The sequence below is a fragment of the Moorena sp. SIO4A5 genome, assembly GCF_010672005.1.
Lineage (GTDB): Bacteria > Cyanobacteriota > Cyanobacteriia > Cyanobacteriales > Coleofasciculaceae > Moorena.
This window is the reverse complement of record NZ_JAAHHZ010000030.1, coordinates 31,448-50,408: the sequence shown is the minus strand read 5'-3', so window position 1 is coordinate 50,408 and position 18,961 is coordinate 31,448. Positions and strand designations below refer to the sequence as shown.

20 protein-coding genes and 1 pseudogene are annotated in these 18,961 nt (G+C 44.7%); 16 read left to right on the top strand and 5 right to left on the bottom strand.

Going from position 1 to position 18,961, the window contains the following annotated elements; genetic code table 11:
• Positions 1-29: 29 nt before the first annotated feature.
• The 9 genes from F6K57_RS11395 (at position 30) to F6K57_RS11355 (ending at position 7,118) form a co-directional block, all read left to right on the top strand.
• Positions 30-365 carry a cation:proton antiporter subunit C gene (locus F6K57_RS11395; RefSeq protein ID WP_293067545.1) on the top strand — a complete coding sequence of 112 codons (336 nt, stop codon included), beginning with the start codon at positions 30-32 and terminating at the stop codon, positions 363-365.
• The gene (locus F6K57_RS11390) at positions 362-1,798 is read left to right on the top strand and encodes a cation:proton antiporter (RefSeq protein ID WP_293067543.1); all 1,437 of its coding nucleotides are present in this window, start codon (positions 362-364) and stop codon (positions 1,796-1,798) included. Before F6K57_RS11395 ends, F6K57_RS11390 begins: the two co-directional genes overlap by 4 nt.
• Positions 1,795-2,184 (top strand): Na+/H+ antiporter subunit E, encoded by a 390-nt coding sequence (locus F6K57_RS11385; RefSeq protein ID WP_075900856.1) that lies wholly within the window; start codon positions 1,795-1,797, stop codon positions 2,182-2,184. The genes F6K57_RS11390 and F6K57_RS11385 overlap by 4 nt, the downstream gene beginning before the upstream one ends.
• Positions 2,181-2,432 (top strand): hypothetical protein, encoded by a 252-nt coding sequence (locus tag F6K57_RS11380; RefSeq protein WP_293022291.1) that lies wholly within the window; start codon positions 2,181-2,183, stop codon positions 2,430-2,432. Before F6K57_RS11385 ends, F6K57_RS11380 begins: the two co-directional genes overlap by 4 nt.
• A complete protein-coding gene (locus tag F6K57_RS11375) occupies positions 2,429-2,707 on the top strand; it encodes a monovalent cation/H(+) antiporter subunit G (protein ID WP_293022292.1) in 279 nt (92 codons plus the stop codon). Before F6K57_RS11380 ends, F6K57_RS11375 begins: the two co-directional genes overlap by 4 nt.
• Positions 2,700-3,371: a DUF4040 domain-containing protein gene (locus F6K57_RS11370; protein WP_293067538.1), complete on the top strand. Its 672-nt coding sequence runs from the start codon at positions 2,700-2,702 to the stop codon at positions 3,369-3,371. The genes F6K57_RS11375 and F6K57_RS11370 overlap by 8 nt, the downstream gene beginning before the upstream one ends.
• Complete coding sequence (locus tag F6K57_RS11365; protein WP_293040820.1) at positions 3,372-4,034, top strand: Na(+)/H(+) antiporter subunit B; 663 nt, start codon at positions 3,372-3,374, stop codon at positions 4,032-4,034. It abuts the gene before it with no gap.
• Positions 4,035-4,989: 955 nt separating this feature from the next.
• Positions 4,990-6,354, top strand: a complete 1,365-nt coding sequence (locus tag F6K57_RS11360; protein ID WP_293067536.1) for a mucoidy inhibitor MuiA family protein — start codon at positions 4,990-4,992, stop codon at positions 6,352-6,354.
• Between the two features lie 137 nt (positions 6,355-6,491).
• Positions 6,492-7,118: a DUF29 domain-containing protein gene (locus F6K57_RS11355; protein WP_293067533.1), complete on the top strand. Its 627-nt coding sequence runs from the start codon at positions 6,492-6,494 to the stop codon at positions 7,116-7,118.
• A 249-nt stretch (positions 7,119-7,367) separates the two neighbouring features.
• On the opposite strand, the gene F6K57_RS11350 is transcribed toward F6K57_RS11355, so the two are convergent.
• Positions 7,368-7,511 carry a hypothetical protein gene (locus F6K57_RS11350; protein ID WP_293067530.1) on the bottom strand — a complete coding sequence of 48 codons (144 nt, stop codon included), beginning with the start codon at positions 7,509-7,511 and terminating at the stop codon, positions 7,368-7,370.
• On the opposite strand from F6K57_RS11350, the gene F6K57_RS11345 reads away from it, so the two are divergent.
• The 5 genes from F6K57_RS11345 (at position 7,510) to F6K57_RS11325 (ending at position 14,679) form a co-directional block, all read left to right on the top strand.
• Positions 7,510-7,641: a hypothetical protein gene (locus F6K57_RS11345; RefSeq protein ID WP_293067528.1), complete on the top strand. Its 132-nt coding sequence runs from the start codon at positions 7,510-7,512 to the stop codon at positions 7,639-7,641. The genes F6K57_RS11350 and F6K57_RS11345 overlap by 2 nt on opposite strands.
• Positions 7,642-7,924: 283 nt before the next feature.
• Complete coding sequence (locus F6K57_RS11340) at positions 7,925-9,307, top strand: ATP-binding protein (protein ID WP_293022305.1); 1,383 nt, start codon at positions 7,925-7,927, stop codon at positions 9,305-9,307.
• 174 nt (positions 9,308-9,481) lie between these two features.
• The gene (locus F6K57_RS11335; protein ID WP_293067525.1) at positions 9,482-9,682 is read left to right on the top strand and encodes a hypothetical protein; all 201 of its coding nucleotides are present in this window, start codon (positions 9,482-9,484) and stop codon (positions 9,680-9,682) included.
• A 34-nt stretch (positions 9,683-9,716) separates the two neighbouring features.
• Positions 9,717-14,561 (top strand): sugar-binding protein, encoded by a 4,845-nt coding sequence (locus tag F6K57_RS11330; protein WP_293067522.1) that lies wholly within the window; start codon positions 9,717-9,719, stop codon positions 14,559-14,561.
• Positions 14,545-14,679: a hypothetical protein gene (locus F6K57_RS11325; RefSeq protein ID WP_293022311.1), complete on the top strand. Its 135-nt coding sequence runs from the start codon at positions 14,545-14,547 to the stop codon at positions 14,677-14,679. The genes F6K57_RS11330 and F6K57_RS11325 overlap by 17 nt, the downstream gene beginning before the upstream one ends.
• A 39-nt stretch (positions 14,680-14,718) precedes the next feature.
• On the opposite strand, the gene F6K57_RS11320 is transcribed toward F6K57_RS11325, so the two are convergent.
• From F6K57_RS11320 to F6K57_RS11310, 3 genes are all read right to left on the bottom strand, one after another.
• Entirely contained in the window at positions 14,719-14,970 is a 252-nt protein-coding gene (locus F6K57_RS11320) for a hypothetical protein (protein WP_293067519.1), read from the bottom strand.
• Positions 14,971-15,201: 231 nt separating this feature from the next.
• Complete coding sequence (locus F6K57_RS11315) at positions 15,202-15,339, bottom strand: hypothetical protein (protein ID WP_293067516.1); 138 nt, start codon at positions 15,337-15,339, stop codon at positions 15,202-15,204.
• A 64-nt stretch (positions 15,340-15,403) separates the two neighbouring features.
• Positions 15,404-15,814: a hypothetical protein gene (locus tag F6K57_RS11310; protein ID WP_364302369.1), complete on the bottom strand. Its 411-nt coding sequence runs from the start codon at positions 15,812-15,814 to the stop codon at positions 15,404-15,406.
• Between the two features lie 696 nt (positions 15,815-16,510).
• Here F6K57_RS11310 and F6K57_RS11305 point away from each other — a divergent pair.
• A complete protein-coding gene (locus F6K57_RS11305; protein WP_293022315.1) occupies positions 16,511-17,212 on the top strand; it encodes a hypothetical protein in 702 nt (233 codons plus the stop codon).
• A gap of 254 nt (positions 17,213-17,466) precedes the next feature.
• On the top strand, positions 17,467-17,652 hold the full coding sequence (locus tag F6K57_RS11300; RefSeq protein ID WP_293067513.1) for a hypothetical protein: 186 nt from the start codon (positions 17,467-17,469) through the stop codon (positions 17,650-17,652).
• Positions 17,653-17,713: 61 nt separating this feature from the next.
• On the opposite strand, the pseudogene F6K57_RS11295 reads toward F6K57_RS11300, so the two are convergent.
• Positions 17,714-18,856 (bottom strand): annotated as a pseudogene (locus tag F6K57_RS11295) (IS630 family transposase).
• Between the last annotated feature and the right edge of the window lie 105 nt (positions 18,857-18,961).

The following is an 18,961-nucleotide window of genomic DNA, read 5'->3' as shown; positions in this document are numbered from 1 at the left end:
CACCAACCCTTACCCAATAGGCAATTCCCGTGTTAGAAGCATTCATATTTGCCACAATATTGTGCGGATTTTTCGGCATCATCCTTAAAAAGAACCTGGTTATGAAAATCATCTCTATGGATATCATGAGCACGGGGGTGATTGCCTATTACGTGTTGGTTGCATCCCGAGATGGTTTATTCACACCTATTCTTTCAAAGGTCGAAAATAGGGCTTACGCAGATCCAGTTCCCCAGGCAGTGATCTTAACAGCGATTGTGATCGGCTTTTCGATTCAAGCCTTAATGCTAGTAGGTGTTATGAAACTGGCACGGGACAATCCCACCCTGGAAAGCAACCAGATCGAGAAGAATAATACGCCATGAGTACCATTACCATTGCCTGGATTGCCCTACCGCTATTTGTGGGATTCAGCATTTATCTCCTCCCCAAACTTGACCGATACCTAGCCCTAGGGGTTGCCATTCTTTCGGTTGAATATGGGACACAGCTATTTCTCACAAAATCGCCATTAACCCTACAGCTGCTGGATAGTTTCGGTGTCACATTACTAGTTGATCAATTAAGCGCCTTTTTTATCTTGACCAATGGGCTAGTAACCGCAGCAGTAATCCTTTACTGTTGGCAAAGTGGTAAAACAGCTTTTTTTTATACCCAGACCATTATCTTACATGGCAGTGTCAATGCCGTATTTATCTGTGCAGATTTCATCAGTTTATACGTAGCATTAGAGGTCATCAGTATTGCTGCGTTTCTGTTGATTGCCTATCCCCGAACCGACCGATCAATTTGGGTAGCCTTGCGCTATCTTTTTGTCAGCAATACAGCCATGCTGTTTTATCTAGTTGGCGCGGTTCTAGTCTATCAGGCACATCATTCCTTTGCTTTTGAAGGGTTGCGCGGAGCACCTCCAGAAGCCCTTGCCCTGATCTTTGTGGCACTGTTAGTCAAGGGGGGAATATTTGTATCAGGATTGTGGTTACCCTTGACCCACTCCGAATCTGAGAGCCCAGTGTCGGCATTGCTATCGGGAGCTGTGGTCAAAACGGGAGTCTTTCCACTGTTGCGTTGTGCTCTAATTGTCGAGGAACTTGCTCCCATCGTCATGATATTTGGAGTGGGGACAGCACTTCTGGGAGTAGGCTATGCCGTCTTTGAAAAGGATACCAAGCGTATGCTGGCGTTTCATACCATTTCCCAGTTAGGCTTTATCCTTGCCGCACCTGAAGTCGGTGGCTTTTATGCCCTGACTCACGGCCTGGTGAAAGGGGCGCTTTTTTTAATCGCCGGTGTTTTGCCCAGCCGTAACCTCAAGGAATTGCAACATCAACCGATTAATACCCAAATCTGGATTGCTCTGGCTATCGCTAGCTTCTCAATTTCCGGCTTTCCCTTGTTGTCAGGCTTTGGGGCAAAGGTGTTGACCATGAAGAATCTAGTGCCCTGGCAAGTTATCGGTATGAATATTGCTGCCCTAGGAACAGCCATATCCTTTGCAAAATTCATCTTTCTGCCCCATGGGGATACCAGCCAAGGGAAGGTAAAGCTCGATTTTTGGTTAGCGATGATACTGTTGCTCGGTGGACTGATTGCTGCCAATGGTGTGTACTACCAGGCATACAACTTTGCCAATATTACTAAACCCCTGGTAACTATTGCCCTGGGATGGTTGGCATATTTTTTGATTTTCAAACGATCTGTAATCAAGCTGCCCCGTGTGCTTGAGGAATTTGATCATCTAATTGGGGTGATGAGTCTGATGTTAGTATTACTATTCTGGATGGTGTTTCAACCATGATTGGGCATCTAAATCTAATTTTACGACTGGTTATCTGGTTTTTGCTGACTGCTAATCTAAGTCTGCCAAATATCATCATTGGGATTGCGATCGCATTTTTATTACCAGGACGCCCCAAAACCCCAGAAGCCTTAAAGGATTGGCTGCGGGTGCTTGGTGAAGTGATAGTAGCGATTCCCCAGGCATATATTGAGGCATTTGAAATCATGCTTCGTCCCCATAAGCACGAAGATGTGATCATGGAAGGAGTCAAACCCCAACGGACCCCTGGGCTGATATTCCTAGATATATTCCTGATCACCTTTACACCAAAAACCATTGTGTTGAAATACCACCAAGATGGCAGGTACGAAGTACACCGGGTTAGACGGAGGAAACAACGATGACGCTGATCCTGATTGCCATGATTCTGGCTCTGCTCATCCCCATTTATGAGGCTTGGCAAGATGATGATATTTGGCAAAAAATGTTGGCATTTGCGAGTATTGCCACCAAGACATCCATCATGATCCTGATGGTATCTGTCTTGCGCGATGATTGGATGATTGGTGTTGTCGGAGTCATCATCCTGAGTGTGGGGAATGCTGGATTAATGTTACTGGCACACGTAATTAAACGAATGAGTGATGTATGATTAATGCACTGAGTTACACTTGCATAGGTGTCGGAATCGTCTTCTGGTTTTGGGGAACCATTCCCCTGATCGGTCACCGATCAGTATTATTCAAGCTGCATAGTCTTTCAGTGGCAGATACCCTCGGCTCGATGAGTATCATCGTCGGGCTGCTGCTGAAGATACCCAGTGAATGGCCGCTGCTGATTCTCGCCATTATCTCCTTGGCGATCTGGAATACAGTGCTGGGATATGTGTTGGCTTACTGTTCCAGTAGTGGGGGTGATAATGACTGATAACTATATCTATGTCATAACCGCTCTGCTGCCTTTGTCCGCGTGCATGCTGGTATTTCAGGTCAATCCATACCATGCTCTGGTGATCCGAGGCATACTGGGAGCGGTGGCGGCTTTGGTCTATGCAATGTTTGGGGCAGCCGATGTGGCTTTGACCGAAGCATTGGTGGGTACAATGCTAGCCATTACCCTCTATGCGGTTGCGGTGCGTTCATCCTTAACCATGCGTCTTGGAGTAATCCCAGACAGGCCAGTGGAGGCAGATGGAGAGTCTTTAGCAGACAGCAAGACCAAACCGGATTTTGGGGAACTGATGGATGACTTACGCACAATCCTGAGCAAACACTATATGCGCCTTGAGCTGGTAACCTACACAGATAGGCAGAGCTTGCACCGGGCGCTGTTGGCAAAAGAAGTCCATGGGACCTGTACCGAAGATGAGAGATGGCTCTTTGAGCAAGACCAGAGGGGATTAGCTCCAGGATCTACCCAGAAGGCATCACCACAGGATGATCAAGACCAGGTAGCGCAAGAGTATGAAACCCTACCTTATCACACCCAGACCAGGGTTCAACGCCTCTATGAAATCATGCAAAGTGAACTTTCATTATCGGCGACAAGCCTAACTTATGTAAATATACCAGAGGCAGGGAAAGATCATTAAATGAAATGGATTTACATTGCAGCAGGGATAGCGCTGTACGTCAAATTTATGGTTTTGCCGAATCCGGCGGCAGACTTATCAGATCTCTCTATCGTCGAATCCGTTGTCCAAGATACTGGGGTGCCCAATGCCGTTTCGGGTATCATTTTCCGGAATCGGCTTTATGACACCATCTTTGAAGTGGTGGTATTTACCATCGCGATCATGGGAGCTAAATTTCTACTGGCCGATGAAAAGCCCTTCTGCACGATCTATCAATTTACCGATAAACCATCCATTGTTCTAGCGCGTCTGGGAGCGACGATTGCTGCGTTGGTAGGTATCGAGCTGGCGATTCGGGGGCATCTGAGTCCAGGAGGTGGCTTTGCGGCTGGGGTGGCGGGGGGAACCGCAATCGGTCTGGTTGCCATTACCTCATCATTCCAGTGGATGCAGGCAGTCTACAAGCGCTGGCAAGCTGCTAGGTGGGAAAAGGTTTCAGTTCTGATTTTTATTGTACTGGCAGTTATAACGTTGACGGGAGTAGAATTACCCCACGGGGAGTTGCAGACACTTGTCAGCGCTGCCATCATCCCCATACTCAATATCCTGGTTGCAGTAAAAGTTGCTTTGGGTTCGTGGGCAGTTATTTTGGTTTTTATTCATCATCGGGGATTGCTGTGATCGATTATTTCTCCCTACACCCGTTCGGGCGTTGCTGAATCTTCTTTTGAATATAAGTAGAGTGGGCATCCTGCCCGCGCGAAAATATAGCAGAAGTCAGAAGTCAGAAGTCAGAAGTCAGAAGTCAAACTCTTGCGCTTACTTAGGTTTGAGACTTTTGTCATGTCCGCGCCTGCCCTGGCGACTGCTATATATTGAAACTGGCAAGATGCCAGTTCCACGCCTGATGCCCATTCTACAAAACTCTTACAATCATTCCATTATTAAGCAACCCCCCCCGTTCCCCCACACCCAGTAAGGCTAAGAATTCTGCTTGTCACCCCCTTAGGATCACTACTATAGTACATATGATCATGGTTAAAACTCCAATAGCTGAACCGCGAGAAGCCCCGCACTTTACCTTCATTGGGTAAGTGTCCTATGGGAAGCGCGGGGCAAGGGTCGGAACGTCGAAATGCCAATGTGATATATTAAGAATGGTAGGGAAAACAAATTAAGAGCTAATCGCCACCTACCAACTGAACCTTGAAAACCTGGAATATAAGGTTCCATTCAGAAAAAAACTTGATAGTTTGAGTTATCTGTGGATGGGTAAAATTCCAGCAGTACAAAGGAAATAGAACTTTTTTGTATTGTTCCGGCGCGGAGGGGCATCCCGGAGACGAAACCTTAGAATAGGGTTTGAAGTTACCGTAAGGAGAGGGTCGCCTTAATCAAACAGTTTTAACCCTTTACCCATAACCGACTAACCATAAAGGCGACCCTCTCCTAAGGTTTCGTCTCTGGCCTTAATCATAAAGTTTTAACCCTTTACGCATAACCGACTAACCATAAAGGCTGCCCTATTCTTGCGGTAACTTCTGACCGTGTCGTTAATAAAGCTTATCGAGTATCCAAAGCAGTAGCCGGAGTTGGTAAGAAGCCCGCGCTGTCCCGTTAGGGCAGCGTCGGGAATATGTCACAAAAACAAAAACGCCACCTCCAAGACCAGCTGGCGTCAAAGGAGCTAGCACAGAATTTTGTCAAGGCTTTGAGTGATAAAGCTGTCCAACACTTTTCCCGCAGTCTTGCCCAACAACAGATTGGCGTGCAGGAAACAGGTGAATTTCTGAACTTTCTGGAGCAGCGTTACCATGCAGATGCGAGCGCGATCGCTCAACAACAAGAACAACAGCAAGAGTTAGAAAAGCAATTAAATGCTCTTAAAGCTAAGCTACAACAGTTGAAAACTCCCCGTCCCCAGGAGAGTTTGAGCATTATTGTCACCTTAGCAGCAGAGGGGGCGGTGGATTTTGACCTAGAAGTATCCTATGTAGTGAATCGTGCCAGTTGGATACCACTTTACGACTTGCGCACCAACAGCAGTAGCGATCGCATAAATCTGAGCTACCTTGCACAAGTCAAACAAAGCACTGGGGAAGATTGGTCCAACGTTAGCCTTACTCTTTCCACTGCTAAGCCTGGACTGGGAACCCTACCCCCTAAGCTGGAACCATGGTACATTCAGGCACTAGACCAACAACCTATCCGAGCTTTGCGAAGGCTAAAGAGTAGGGCAATGTCTAACTCAATGTCAGAATTATCTCCAGATCAAGACTATGAGGATGAGTCGGAAGCATTGAAAACTCGTAGTGCTCCCCAAGCCATGTTAGCAACAGCAAAAGTTGCTGCCCAAACAGTGGTAGCAGTAGTATCGACAGAAGGAGGTGTGGTTACCTTTGAGTTAGATGGTAACAGCAATATTCCCAGTGATGGTTCCCCTCACAAAGTGACTATTTTTAGTGATGAATATCCTAGCAATCCTGAGTATCTTGCCATTCCTCGGCTAGTTAGTTTCGCCTACCTACAAACTGTTGTTACCAATCCGACTACTGGTGCAACCTTGTTACCAGGCAAAGCGAATATCTTTCGTGATCAAACCTTTGTTGGTACAACTAAGTTGGAGAATATTTCACCAGGACAAGAATTCAGGCTGAACTTAGGCATAGATGAGGGAGTGAAAATTGAGCGGGATTTAGTGGAGCGTCAAGTTGATAAGAAATTAATTGGCAATCAGCGCCGCACGACTTATGCCTATCGACTGGTAATTACTAATTTGCAAAGTGTGCAAAAGACTTTGGTAGTAAAAGAACAGTTGCCAGTGAGCCGTGATGAGAGAATCAAAGTGCGGCTGACTCAGACTAATCCCAAAATACAGACTGGTGAGATGGGATTGCTAGAATGGAAAATTGATTTATCACCCCAGGATAAGCAAGAGCTATATTATCAGTTTATCATTGAGCATTCCCCTGAGTTGAAAGTGATTGGTTTGGATATTTAGGGCTCTACGGTACTTGTTATGCTAAATAAACAGTTTGGAAGAGGGAACAGGGAACAGCGGATCTGGGAACAGGGAACAGTGGGAAGAGGCTGTCTTCAGAATTTTTGTTAGTTGAACATCCTCATTTTCCTGTCTTGATGATTTTTAACGACAATAATGGTAAATTTTCTTATACTCCACACCCCACACCCCACACCCCACACCCCACACCTGAGGTCTTTGTTAAAAACCTACCCTTATCAGCTACTCCCTACTCCCTACTCCCTACTCCCTACTCCCTACTCCCTACTCCCTACTCCCTATTCCCTTTGCTGATGAAATCTCAGATACGTGACTTAAAACAACTTTATGAAACTGAGTACGATCAGTGGTTAACTGAAACAGTTAAGCTACTGAAAAATCGTCAATTAGAAGAATTAGATTATGACAACTTAATCGAGGAATTAGAAGCCTTGGGACGCAGCGAACGAAATGCTGTTAAAAGTTTACTATTACAGATAATTATTCATCTACTGTTGTACCAATTTTGGGAAGCAGAGAGGGGGAGAAATGCTAATCACTGGGCGGGGGAAATTATTACCTTTCGAGTTCAACTAGAGGATAAACTTACCACTAATTTACGAAATTACTTAGCTGATGAATTACCCAAAATATACCAAAACGCTTTATTGATTGTCCAGAATAAAACTCAGCTTAAGTCTCTACCTGAACAATGTCCTTATTCCTTTGAGCAATTACTGGATAAGGATTGGTTTCCCAAGTGATATAGCATTTTTATTTGAGATGTAAACATAAAATTGATAAAAGAAGGGAACAGGGAACAGCTGATCTGGGAACAGGGAAGATTGTTAAGATATCCGAGGAGTTTTTGGTGTTTTGATAAAGCGATGCAGAGGTGCGACCCGTGGCGAATTTAATTACGGGTCAAGCGCACCTAAGCGGTCTTGGGGGTTCCCCCCACTCGCGCTTTGCATCAAGACACAGGATTGGTTTTCATGAGCTATTTAGAAATGCTATAGCAGTTTCCAATCTTGTTCCTCAACGACGGAAGTGACCAAATCCCCCAAAGTTCTACCTTTACCCGCAATCGACGCAGGGGGAGTCGGGCGCAATACTTTTGGTTCAGTATCGGAAAGATCGCGTTTTCTATCTATCATGAGGTACACAAGATTTTTTCTGTGTTCCCAGATCCGCTGTTCCCTGCTCCGCTGTTCCCTGCTCCGAAGTCCCTATTCCCTGTTCCCTAAAACCAAGGTACCCCATCGGGTACTGCTAAAGTCTGACTGAGGAGGCAGACTAGGAGTAGTAATTTTGAAGGGAGTATACCATTAGTGAGATTTCAGGCAACTTTCTGCGCAGCTACTGCATCATATACCATCAGGATTAGGAATAATGTTACGTTTTGTTGCAGTGAAGGGAAAATGTCAATTTCATAATGTGTAGCTATTAAGTCGATAAATTATATAGAGGCTGTATATCCTATAGAGCCTCAAGTTGTCAGCTATGTCGATCTGGCAGATATCGGGGTGCAATCTGAGAACAGTCAATTCGTCTACCGGGGGGAATTTTAATGACAGTCAATTTCGGCAGATTTTTTCGGGTCTGTAATCCTAGTAAAACCCTGAATCTGGGCAAGGCTGAAGACCAACAATATTACATTGATTTTTCCAAGGTGCGGGGCAGCAATATTATTCGAGAACTCAGACGCACCATTACCTTCTCAGAAGACGAACCCACCTGTCAGTTGTTTACGGGACACATGGGCTGTGGCAAGTCTACCGAGTTATCGCGATTGAAAAGGAAATTAGAAGAACAGGGATTTCATGTCGTTTATTTTGAGTCCTCTAATGACTTGGACCTGGCCGATGTAGAGATCAGTGATATTTTGCTGACCATTGCTCGTCAGGTGATTCAAAGTCTGGAGGAAGCTAAAATTAGACTCCAACCCACCCGCTTCCAAGGGTTAGTGCAAGGGGCGGCTAAGTTGTTAAACTCCGAGGTGACCGGGTTGAAATTCAAAGTTCCTGAGTTTCAGGCCGGTGGTGTAGGGGTTAACATACCTGATGAGATTGGCATCAGCTCAGAAGAGGGCGAGTATTCCCTAGCCTTTGGGATTGGAGAAATTACTACGAAAGCTAAGAATTCTAAGGACATTCGCTCCCTATTGCGACAACATCTAGAGCCACGGGTCAACAATATTTTAGAAGCAATTAATACAGAACTGATTGAACCAGCTCAACAGCAGCTGCAACAGCAGGGTAAAGCTGGACTAGTGGTGATTGTGGATAATCTTGACCGGATCCATAATAAACCTAAGTCAGGGCAACGGAATCAGCCAGAATATTTGTTTGTAGACCAGGGGGAGTATCTTAATCAACTCAAATGCCATGTGGTCTACACCATTCCCTTGATTTTGGCATTTTCCAATGACCAAGAAAACCTCAGGAATCGCTTTGGTTCTGAGTACCTACTGTTACCGATGGTACAGGTAAAAGAACCAGATGGTAGTCCCAGTGATGCCGGAATTGCTTTGCTGCGACAGATGATCTTAGCCAGAGCATTCCCAGATGTGGAGCTAGAGCAACGGCTCAGTTTAATTACAAAAGTGTTTGATAGCCCACAGACATTGGATCGGCTATGTCTAGTCAGTGGGGGTCATGTCAGGAACTTGCTGGTGCTGCTCCGTAACTGCCTCAGCAAAGATGAGCTGCCTTTATCTCGTAACTTGGTAGAAAGGGTGATTAGTCAGCGTCGCAATGAATTGAGCAGGGCAATTACACCGGATGAGTGGAAATTGCTCAGACATGTGGCTGAACACAAAACTGTCAGGGGTGAGGAGGAATACCAAATCCTGTTGAAGAGTTTGTTTGTGTTTGAGTATTGTAATGGTCAGGGATGCTGGTATGATATCAATCCGGTGTTAGCTGATGCCAAGGAGTTGAATGGAAACTAGACTTCTTGCAGAAGTAGGGAACAGGGAACAGCGGATCTGGGAACAGGGAACAGCGGATCTGGGAACAGAGAGTAGGGAACAGGGAGTAGGGAACAAGGAACAAAAATTCTCACAATTCCTACACGGATTGCTATATCAGCGATCAGCGAATGCGCTACGCGCACGCTACTTGAGGTGCTATCAGCCACTCCCTGTCCGGTTAAAGGGCGTGAATCAATTCATAAAAATTATCATGCTCATGAGGTACACATAGTTTTTTACCAATCCCTCCCTTACCCGCGCCCAGTTTACTCCCTAATCCCTGCTCCCTGCTCCCTGCTCCCTGCTCCCTGCTCCCTACTCCCTGCTCCCTACTCCCTGCTCCCTACTCCCTAAAATTTACCTCACCCAATTAAAAACCGCTATTATAATGCTAGAGACAACCGCAAATCACAACCAAGATTCCTTGAGAGAACTAATCCGACTGATTACTTTTTCTCAGGGAGAATTTTCTTTGATTTTGGCGGTTGGTAACTATGGGGTATTGAGGAGACAAATTATTGAGCAGTTGCAGGAGCAATGTTCTATTCCGATCAGGGAGCTGGTCTTAAAGCAATCGGTTAAAACTCTCTATACCACTATTGTGGAAGAGCTAGGTCCGGAACAGCCAGAGGCGTTGATGGTATCTGGGATAGACTCAGTAAGTTGCATTGAGGAAGTGCTGACAGCAACCAACCAGATCCGGGAAGAGTTTCGGAACTTTCGGTTTCCACTGGTGTTGTGGGTGACGGATAAGTTGCTGCAAATGCTAATTCGCTCAGTGCCAGATTTCCACAGTTGGTCAAGCTGTGTTGATTTTGTGATTAGCAGCGGTCAATTAATTCAGTTTATTGAGCAAACCACTGATCAGGTGTTTGCCAAGGTGGTAGCCTCCCGTGAAACTGAGTTTGTGCACAGTTGTACTCTGAATTTAAACAAAGACTCTGGATCCTATGTGGAATTACACTCAGCACGACAGGAGCTGGAAAAGCGGGGAGTGGCCTTAGCCCCAGAGTTAGAAGCCAGTTTGGAATTTGTGCTTGGTCGAGTGGCTGATAATTGTCAAGAAGAGTCTCGACAGCATTATGAGCGCAGTTTAGCTCTGTGGAAACAAACCGATAACCTGGAACGCCGTGGACATGTACTATTCTGTTTAGGCTTGTGGTGGGCTGGTTATGCACAGTGGCATCAAGCTGAGAAGGAGCAAGCTTGTGAACAAGCAAAAGTTTATTTTCAGGAATCGGTTGAGGTTCTTGAGCAGGCTAATCGCCCAGACTTAGCTGCCAAATTTATTAATTTTTGGGGAGAGGCACTTCAGCGACAGTCAGATTGGGAGCAGTTAGAGAAAGTGGCCAACAAAGCCTTGGCGCTCCATCAAACCTATTCTGATCCGTTCAGAATGGCACGAGGTTATGGCTTTTTGGCTGAAGTAGCCCTAGCAAAATCAGCCTTTAAGAAAGCACAAAAGTCTTCCAAAAAAGCGCTTTTTCTGCAATCAACGGCATCAGCTAAGATAGTCAATCCCTCACCAGAACAACAAGCTTTATTAGACTGGGAAAAGTCTTTTGTCAAGGGTTGGTATTTATTTTCCTTGGGGCGAGCACTGCTTGGGACTATGCGATCGCAAAAACATGTTCCTCAATTACAAGCAGCACTTTATAACTTGGAAACCGCTAGAGCAGAAACCAAACCCCACTATGATCCAGAACTTTATATTGGTATCCTGAGGGAATTACACCAGGCCTATTGCCAACAAGGGGACTATCTCACTGCCTTTGAGATTAAACAAGACCAACAGGGGATTGAGAGCCGGTTTGGGTTTCGGGCATTCATTGGTGCTGGTCGATTGCAGCCCAAGCAGCAGGTAACTAACCCAGTTTTAGCAACAGTTGAGTGTTCAGAAAGGATAGCGCCAGAAATTGCCGCTTCTGGCAGGGAACGCCATGTTAATCGCCTGATTGAGCGCATGGAACAGGTGGGCTCTAGACTAACTGTGATTCATGGACAGTCCGGGGCGGGGAAAAGTTCGATGATTGAGGCGGGATTAATACCAGCATTAGAACGCAAAACCATTAATACCCGTCGGGTATTACCGGTTTTGCAGCGAGTTTATAGTAATTGGATTCAAGAATTAGGCAAATCCTTAACAAACACGCTGGAGAAGAGAGTACATTTACCATCTGTGCCTGCTAAGCTTGATTCAACCGCCCTCATTCTTGAGCAGTTGCGCAAAAATGCTAGGCAAAATTTGCTTACTGTTTTAATTTTTGACCAGTTTGAAGAGTTTTTAGCAGTTTGCTCAGACCCCAAGCAGAGGCGAGGTTTTTATTATTTTTTGCGAGACTGTCTGAATATTCCTTTTGTGAAGGTAATCTTGTCTGTGCGCGAGGATTATTTACATTGCCTGTTGGAATTTAATAAGTTCAAAATCGATTTAGAGGTTATTAATAATAATATTTTAGATAAGAGGATTCTGTTTCACTTGGGGAATCTTACCCCAGCAGATGCCAAATTATATCTTCAACGGTTAACGGAGCAAGCTCAGTTTCCCTTAGAGCAAGCACTGATTGATAAATTAGTGGAGGATTTAGGGAAAGAATTAGGAGAGATTATACCAATTGAGTTGCAAGTGGTAGGGGCGCAACTGGAACGAAACAAAATTACCACCCTACAACAGTATCAACACCTAGGGCATAACCCAAAAGCTGAATTAGTCAACCAATACTTAGAAGAAGTAGTGGAAGCCTGTGGTGCTGATAACAAACGGGCGGCTGAATTAGTGTTGTACTTGCTAACGGATGAAAACAACACCCGCCCTCTCAAAACTCGTCATGATTTAGAAAAAGAATTAAAAGCCTTGGCCGCTGATGTAGACACAGAGCTAGAACGATTAGATGTAGTGTTGGAAATTTTTGTGAAATCTGGCTTAGTGCTGCTGTTGCCAGAGATTTATAGCGATCGCTATCAATTAGTCCATGATTATCTGGTAGATTTCATTCGACAACGACAAGGGGCTGACATGAGAGCAGAACTTGAAAAAGAGCGAGAGACACGACAACGGCTTCGGAAACGGTTGGTGATGGGGTTAGGGGGATTTAGCGTAGCCATGACTATACTAGCGGTGATTGCAATCGGGCTGTGGCAATCGGCAAAATTCCACGAAAGAGAGGCGATCCTTACTAAACTCAACGCTAAATATAAGCTTTCTTTTCTTGTAGATGAAAATCAGCTTGATGCCCTTTTAAGCATCATCAAGGCAGGGAAACGATTAAACTCTAAAATAGCAAAATCAGACCTTGAAAAAGAGACTGTATCTAACCTCTGGCAAGCAGTCAACTTAATCCAAGAACACCATCGTTTAGAGGGACATCAAGGTAATGTCTTGAGTGTCAGTGTCAGTCCTGATAATCAGCTAATTGCCTCAGCTAGCTCTGATCAAACCATCAAACTGTGGAGTCGTGATGGCAAATTGATTAAAGACTTAAAAGGACATCAGGAGACAGTGTGGTGCGTTAGTTTTAGCCCTGATAATCAAATCATTGCCTCTGCCAGTAAAGACAAAACCATTAAACTCTGGCATCGCGATGGCACCTTAATTAACACCTTAACAGGACATGGTAAGGGGGTGAAGTGGGTAAGTTTTAGCCCGGATGGTCAGACCATTGCGTCAGCCAGTAGTGATAAAACTATTAAACTCTGGAACCGTGATGGGACTTTGATCAAAACCTTGACAGGACATAAGGATGCTGTGTTGAGTGTTAGTTTTAGCAATGACGGAGAGTTAATTGCTTCCGCCAGTAAGGACAAAACGGTCAAACTCTGGAGTAGTGATGGTACATTCATCAAAACTCTAGAAGGGCATGACAAGGCTGTTTGGAGTGTAATTTTTAGCCCGGATAGTCAGACCATTGCTTCAGCTAGTGATGATCGGACCGTTAAACTTTGGAACCGTGATGGAACCTTAGCGAAAACCTTGCCAGGATATGATCATCCTATCAACAGCGTCAGCTTTAGTCCGGATGGTAAGTGGATTGCTTCAGGGAGTAGTGACGGAAAAATCCAACTCTGGACTGGTAAGGGTACACTAATTTCAACCCTTCCTGGTCATAAAGATATTGTCAATCAGGTTAGTTTCACTCCTGACAGTAAGATGCTAGCCTCAGCTAGTGTTGATTTCACTGTCAAACTTTGGAGTCTTGACCAAACCTGGCCTAAGGTTTTCCAACCTACCACCTATACAGTCTATGGTTATGGTGCTAGTTTTAGCCCGGATGGTGAGATAATTGCCTCTGGTAGTCGAGATGATAACACGGTCAAACTCTGGAACCCGGAGAAGCAGATTCGGGAACTCACCCTCCAGGGACATCAGGATTTTGTGAATGGGGTTGATTTCAGCCCCGATGGTCAGTTAATTGCCACCGCCAGTAATGACAGGACGGTCAAACTCTGGAATGGCCAGGGGAAACTGCTACATACTCTAGAGGGGCATAGCGCTCCAGTTTATAGCGTTAGTTTCAGTCCTGATAGCCAAATTATTGCCTCTGCTAGTGAGGATAGCACAGTAAAACTCTGGAGCAGGGAAGGGAAATTGCTACGTACTTTAGCGGGACATACAGATGCCATTAATCGGGTCACTTTCAGTCCCAATGGTCAGTTAATTGCCTCTGCTAGTAATGACAATACGGTGAAACTCTGGAACCAGAACGGAACTCTAATTACTACCCTGACTGGGGATAGGAAGTTGTCCTCCCTTAGTTTCAGCCCCGATGGTAAGCGGATTGTGGCAGGTGCGGCCCGTGGTTCTATAGTAATCTGGAGTCGTAAAGACATCTCCTGGCAGCAATTCGCATCTAAAAAAGGAGTAGGGCATACAAAAACTGTTTATGATGTTAGTTTCCACCCCAATCGAGACATTATTGCTTCTGCTAGTGCGGATGGAACAGTTAAACTATGGAACCCCAATGGACTTTTAATCGGAACGTTAAGCGAGGGTTCTGAACCTGTGGAGTCTGTGAATTTCAGTCCAGACGGTGAAACCCTAGTCTCGATTAACGCAGCGAATCGGGTGAGTATTTGGAATTTAGATTACAGTCAATATTTAGATTACAGTCAATCAAACGATGTGAATTACTTACTGAAGCGTGGTTGTGATCAGCTTGGTAATTATCTTAAAAATAATCTGAACGTCAAGAAAGAAGACAGAACACTCTGTGAGGGAATTGAGGAGCAAGAGTAAATTAGCTGGAATATATAGCAGTTCTCACAGTCATGAGATACAAAAGATTTTTTCCCGACTCCCGACTCCCGACTCCCGACTCCCATTAACCCACAACTTGTGTAACTCACCCAATTAAGAACTGCTATATATGATCAATCTCTAGCTGAAGCGGACTCTACTGAAGTCCCGATTGTGGAATGTCGTAGCGTGGCGGTCTAGGATCTGGATCTTGGGGCTCTCTTGCGCCAGCAGCGGTATCAAATATAGTGTATTTAAGGAATGAAACATCCTCCAATAGACTATTCTCACTAGAGTCAGGTTCGGTGGTTAAGTTCCAGGAAGCTGTCTCCATAGCCAAAACCTGAGTAGCAGTGATTGTAGATATTGCTGTCATCCCTAGTAGGGAAAGAATTTTATAACATTTCATAACTGGACTCCGTGGGTTCTCTGCTAATTCCAACTCTACTCATATATACATTTATCCCAGATTGATGGCTCAGATCAGGAAAGTCTCTGAGTGTAGAATATTGTAGCTTTAGCGGTTTAGACGAATCTGCCGAGGGAAAGTTCCCCATGAAGAATGTAGAATTAAGAATTAAGAAGGAAGAATTAAGAATTAAGAAGGAAGAATTGAGAATTAAGAATTAAGAATTGAGAATTAAGAATTAAGAAGGAAGAATTGAGAAGTCTGGCTGCTGGCTGCTGGCTGCTGGCTTTTGGCTTCTGGCTTTTGGCTTCTGGCTTCTGGCTTCTGGCTTCTGGCTTCTGGCTTCTGGCTTCTACCTCCTACATTCATTCTACATTATCCATTGTTAATTATCCATTGTTAATTCTACATTCTTAATTCTACATTCTTAATTCTAATAACCTTTAACCTTAGAGCAAAGCTGATTCAGTAACTCCTTTGGAATGACCTCAAAATTTTCTAACAGGAAATCCATTAAGGCCAGATGATACAAGGAATCGGAAGAGGGAGTTTTATAGCGAGGACCTTGGGCCAGCCAGCTGTTGACAGCGTAACTTGAGCGGCAGCAGATGTTACCGATGTCTTCTTGCTTCACTTGCCATTTTTGGTAAAACTCCTGGGGGGTCATGGATAGTCGGCAGTAGCTGTATAGGTAGATCAAGATTTCTTCTCGCTCGGTTATGGGACGAGGATAAGCATGTTCCCATGTGGATTGGCTCCTGGCAATTTGGGCAAGGCGGTTTAGGGCTCGCTGACAGTGAATCAGATGATTGAGATGATCATTAGATCGTTTATCTGGCATCATGGAATTACCTCACACATAGCTTGTGACTGAGGACATAAGCCGCGCTTCTTAGTTGACGTGGAAAGCGCGGCTTTTTGTCCATAAATATTATCGAAATATCGGACATTTTTATTATTACTAATATCTCGGTAAATGTCAAGGGGTATTTTTTAAATTTTAAACATTTTTTTACAAAGTTAAAAAAATGAGTAGTTTGGGGGTTTATCTAGAGATAAAATCAATTTGGTAATGTAATTTTACATTAGGTATCAGGGAGCATGGAGTAGGGAGTAGGGAGCAGGGAGCAGGTAAAATAAATATGTCCTAAGCTTTGCTTATACTGCTATATAGTAAACTTTTGAATGCATGACTTTTTCATAAAAACTTGTGTTTAAAACCCAGATATAAACGCGCTTATATGTGTCAACTGCATTGTCAACTGCATTGTCAACAAGCACAATTCACTCCAAGATTCCGGAATCCTGTTTTTTGTGGCTGTAGTATAAATCAAGCAGGATTTACCCGATTCAAGGAGCATTGCTGATTCGGGAAAGCTGAAGCTGCGCGAACGGTATAATATTAGACCAGTGGATGGAAATTATCCTTAGATCATAAATGGAGTAAATTCGGTTTTACCGAACCTACCTTATTTTTACTGCTGTTGTTTATAGTCAACCTTTTCTATGGAGCAAATATGTAATGAACAAGCTTAATACGATGAAATTTATACTTGCATTATTCACACTTATTGGGTTATTTACTACTCCCATAAATGCTCTGGAGCGTCGCCCGATTGAATCAATACCTACCGAAGAATTGGCCAAAGAGACAATGGGGATGAAAAGAAATGGTGATTCTCTCAACATAGCATGGTATTTATTACCGGAAGTCTATGGCTTACCTTCACAACCAGTAGTGCTAATTGCAGTTGTCAAAGGGAAGATTAGTCCTTTTGGTGTTCCTACATTTTCCTCTGAGATTGAAACCCAGAAAGTCCTAAAAGTTACCTATACTAATTCTAAGGGCATACCTAGAGAATTAGTGCCAGTCCCGAAAACGGCTGATATTAGTTATTTGGTAACGGTATTAAAACCATTATTATCGAAATTTGTGGGGCCATTTGGCGAAGGAATGTGGTTTTTTACCTATAAAAACGTTGATATCTTTGGGAATCAGATTGTGTCCCCTTATGAAACTGGAGAATTAAAAATTGATATGGATATTCCAGACGAACCGTCAAATTATGAAGCTGGAGAATTAAAAATTGACCTTGGTATTCCAGAAGAACCGTCAAATATTGCTTTGATAAACTTTCCCCTGAATTCCCTCTTTGTTCCAAGACTATGTCCTGGCGGTAAACCTGCCCATGTATCGTGGAAATATTGCCCATGGGATGGTACACTACTCCCAGAAGATTGATCCCGCCTCCCCGCCCCACACTTCCCGGGTGCATCTCAATGCATGCTGTTTGACGAGGTGGGTGGAATGGGCATCTTGCCCGTTACAATTGGACGGACTGTCCCAATACTGGCTACCGCGAAAATCAGGGCGAGTCCGTCCCGATGCTGCTGGCGAAATATAAGTTAACATCAGCCGTGGTGAGTATGCCGTTAATCGCGTTATACAACTAATGACATTTTCAGGGCTGATAACGGAATACCTTGTCAATAAGCATGTTTTGTCAAGTAACGCCTTTTGCTTCCGTTGCCTCAACCCAACCTACCCCATGTACTCAAGTCAGTCAACCAGGGCTATTTGCCTGTGCCACCTATTACCTATTACCTATTACCTATTACCTATTACCCATTACCTATTACAAGCGTGTTAAGAAATGTTTCGCCAGCCGCATCCGTCCCTAACGCACCCTACTGGAGTGACCACTCTTAAAAAGTGCATTATACAGAAAAATCTTGATCAGTCTCAAAAACAGCGGTTTTGGTGTTTGAGTTTGACTCGTGCATCTTCTGTGGTAAATTGCCACACTACTTTGGCACAGGCATTGTTCCGCTCCTGCTGCCAAGCCTCTATCTCATGCATGAAGTTCTTCGGCTGTAGCCAGGCGACGGTCAAGACATTGTTTGGACAGAACACACAACTCTGTTTCCGCCACATTGAGCCAACTGCCATTACGTGGGGTGTGAATCATCTCTAACCGCCGTGCTAAACGGTGAGCTTCGGGGGCGGGAAAAGTTTTGTACAAAGAGGTGATGGTGTGGGTGTTGAGATTATCTGAGAGTAAGCGAATTTTGGGGGCATCTGGATAGTCAACATCCAATAGATGCTTAATTTCATCGGCCCAGTCTTCACAGGTGCGATGGTCTCGACAACTCACCCGTCGCCAACCTCGATTGGGGTCAAAGAACATAAACAGGGCTTGGACTCCTTCGCGGGTGTAGTGATAGTCTTCCTTCACATCAAGCCCCGGCTGCATCGGAATGGGTTCATATAGATGCCCATGCAGTTCTTTACTCGCTTCATCCATACAAATTAACGGCATCTCTGGATTGGCTGGACGGGTGTACTCGTCTAGAACCACTTCCATCTCGGCGACGAATCTGGGCAAGTCCCGCTCAGGGATGCAGAATCTCTCGGTTTTCCAAGGGCGCAATTGGTTTTTTTGAGTGTTTTTCTCACGGTTTCTCTGCCGATTTGCGTGACAATTCTGCGTTTTTTCAGTTCATTGGTTAACAAGCGAATGCTCCAGTTCCCTCTTCCTGCTGGTGGTTGTGAGCAGCACAGAGCAATAATTTGAGCTTCGGTCTCTCCATCCACGATTGGGTCTACCGGGGGCTTTCTTCTCGCTTTTCTTTCCAATGCTGGCGCTTCCCCTTTCTCTAGAAATCGCTGGCGGATTCGACCCACTGTGTTGCGATGCAGATTCAGAGCTTGAGCGATTTCGTTATCTGTCCATGTTCTCGTTGCCAGCTCTCCTTCATCGGACATCAACAAGATTTGTGCATGAAGGATTTTTTTGGCTGGTGCGTGTCCATTCCGGCTAATTGCTTCGAGTCTTTGCCTTTGCTCTGTACTCAGTGCAATCTTGTCCCGTCTTCCTCTACCCATGGTTCTCACCGCTCCCTGGCTTTATTACACTATTTTAACATGGTCACTCCACTACAGAACTTTTACAAAGATGAGCTGCACCCGATGGGGAGTGGTGGCGCGATC

Coding starts and splice junctions, on each gene's coding strand:
- F6K57_RS11300 (WP_293067513.1), top strand. CDS start 17,467: ATGTTTTGTCAAGTAACGCCTTTTGCTTCCGTTGCCTCAACCCAACCT.
- F6K57_RS11345 (WP_293067528.1), top strand. CDS start 7,510: ATGAGGTACACAAGATTTTTTCTGTGTTCCCAGATCCGCTGTTCCCTG.
- F6K57_RS11390 (WP_293067543.1), top strand. CDS start 362: ATGAGTACCATTACCATTGCCTGGATTGCCCTACCGCTATTTGTGGGA.
- F6K57_RS11375 (WP_293022292.1), top strand. CDS start 2,429: ATGATTAATGCACTGAGTTACACTTGCATAGGTGTCGGAATCGTCTTC.
- F6K57_RS11350 (WP_293067530.1), bottom strand. CDS start 7,511: ATGATAGATAGAAAACGCGATCTTTCCGATACTGAACCAAAAGTATTG.
- F6K57_RS11315 (WP_293067516.1), bottom strand. CDS start 15,339: ATGAATGTAGGAGGTAGAAGCCAGAAGCCAGAAGCCAGAAGCCAGAAG.
- F6K57_RS11355 (WP_293067533.1), top strand. CDS start 6,492: ATGATTTTTAACGACAATAATGGTAAATTTTCTTATACTCCACACCCC.
- F6K57_RS11360 (WP_293067536.1), top strand. CDS start 4,990: ATGTCACAAAAACAAAAACGCCACCTCCAAGACCAGCTGGCGTCAAAG.
- F6K57_RS11305 (WP_293022315.1), top strand. CDS start 16,511: ATGAAATTTATACTTGCATTATTCACACTTATTGGGTTATTTACTACT.
- F6K57_RS11310 (WP_364302369.1), bottom strand. CDS start 15,814: ATGATGCCAGATAAACGATCTAATGATCATCTCAATCATCTGATTCAC.
- F6K57_RS11365 (WP_293040820.1), top strand. CDS start 3,372: ATGAAATGGATTTACATTGCAGCAGGGATAGCGCTGTACGTCAAATTT.
- F6K57_RS11340 (WP_293022305.1), top strand. CDS start 7,925: ATGACAGTCAATTTCGGCAGATTTTTTCGGGTCTGTAATCCTAGTAAA.
- F6K57_RS11370 (WP_293067538.1), top strand. CDS start 2,700: ATGACTGATAACTATATCTATGTCATAACCGCTCTGCTGCCTTTGTCC.
- F6K57_RS11330 (WP_293067522.1), top strand. CDS start 9,717: ATGCTAGAGACAACCGCAAATCACAACCAAGATTCCTTGAGAGAACTA.
- F6K57_RS11385 (WP_075900856.1), top strand. CDS start 1,795: ATGATTGGGCATCTAAATCTAATTTTACGACTGGTTATCTGGTTTTTG.
- F6K57_RS11320 (WP_293067519.1), bottom strand. CDS start 14,970: ATGAAATGTTATAAAATTCTTTCCCTACTAGGGATGACAGCAATATCT.
- F6K57_RS11380 (WP_293022291.1), top strand. CDS start 2,181: ATGACGCTGATCCTGATTGCCATGATTCTGGCTCTGCTCATCCCCATT.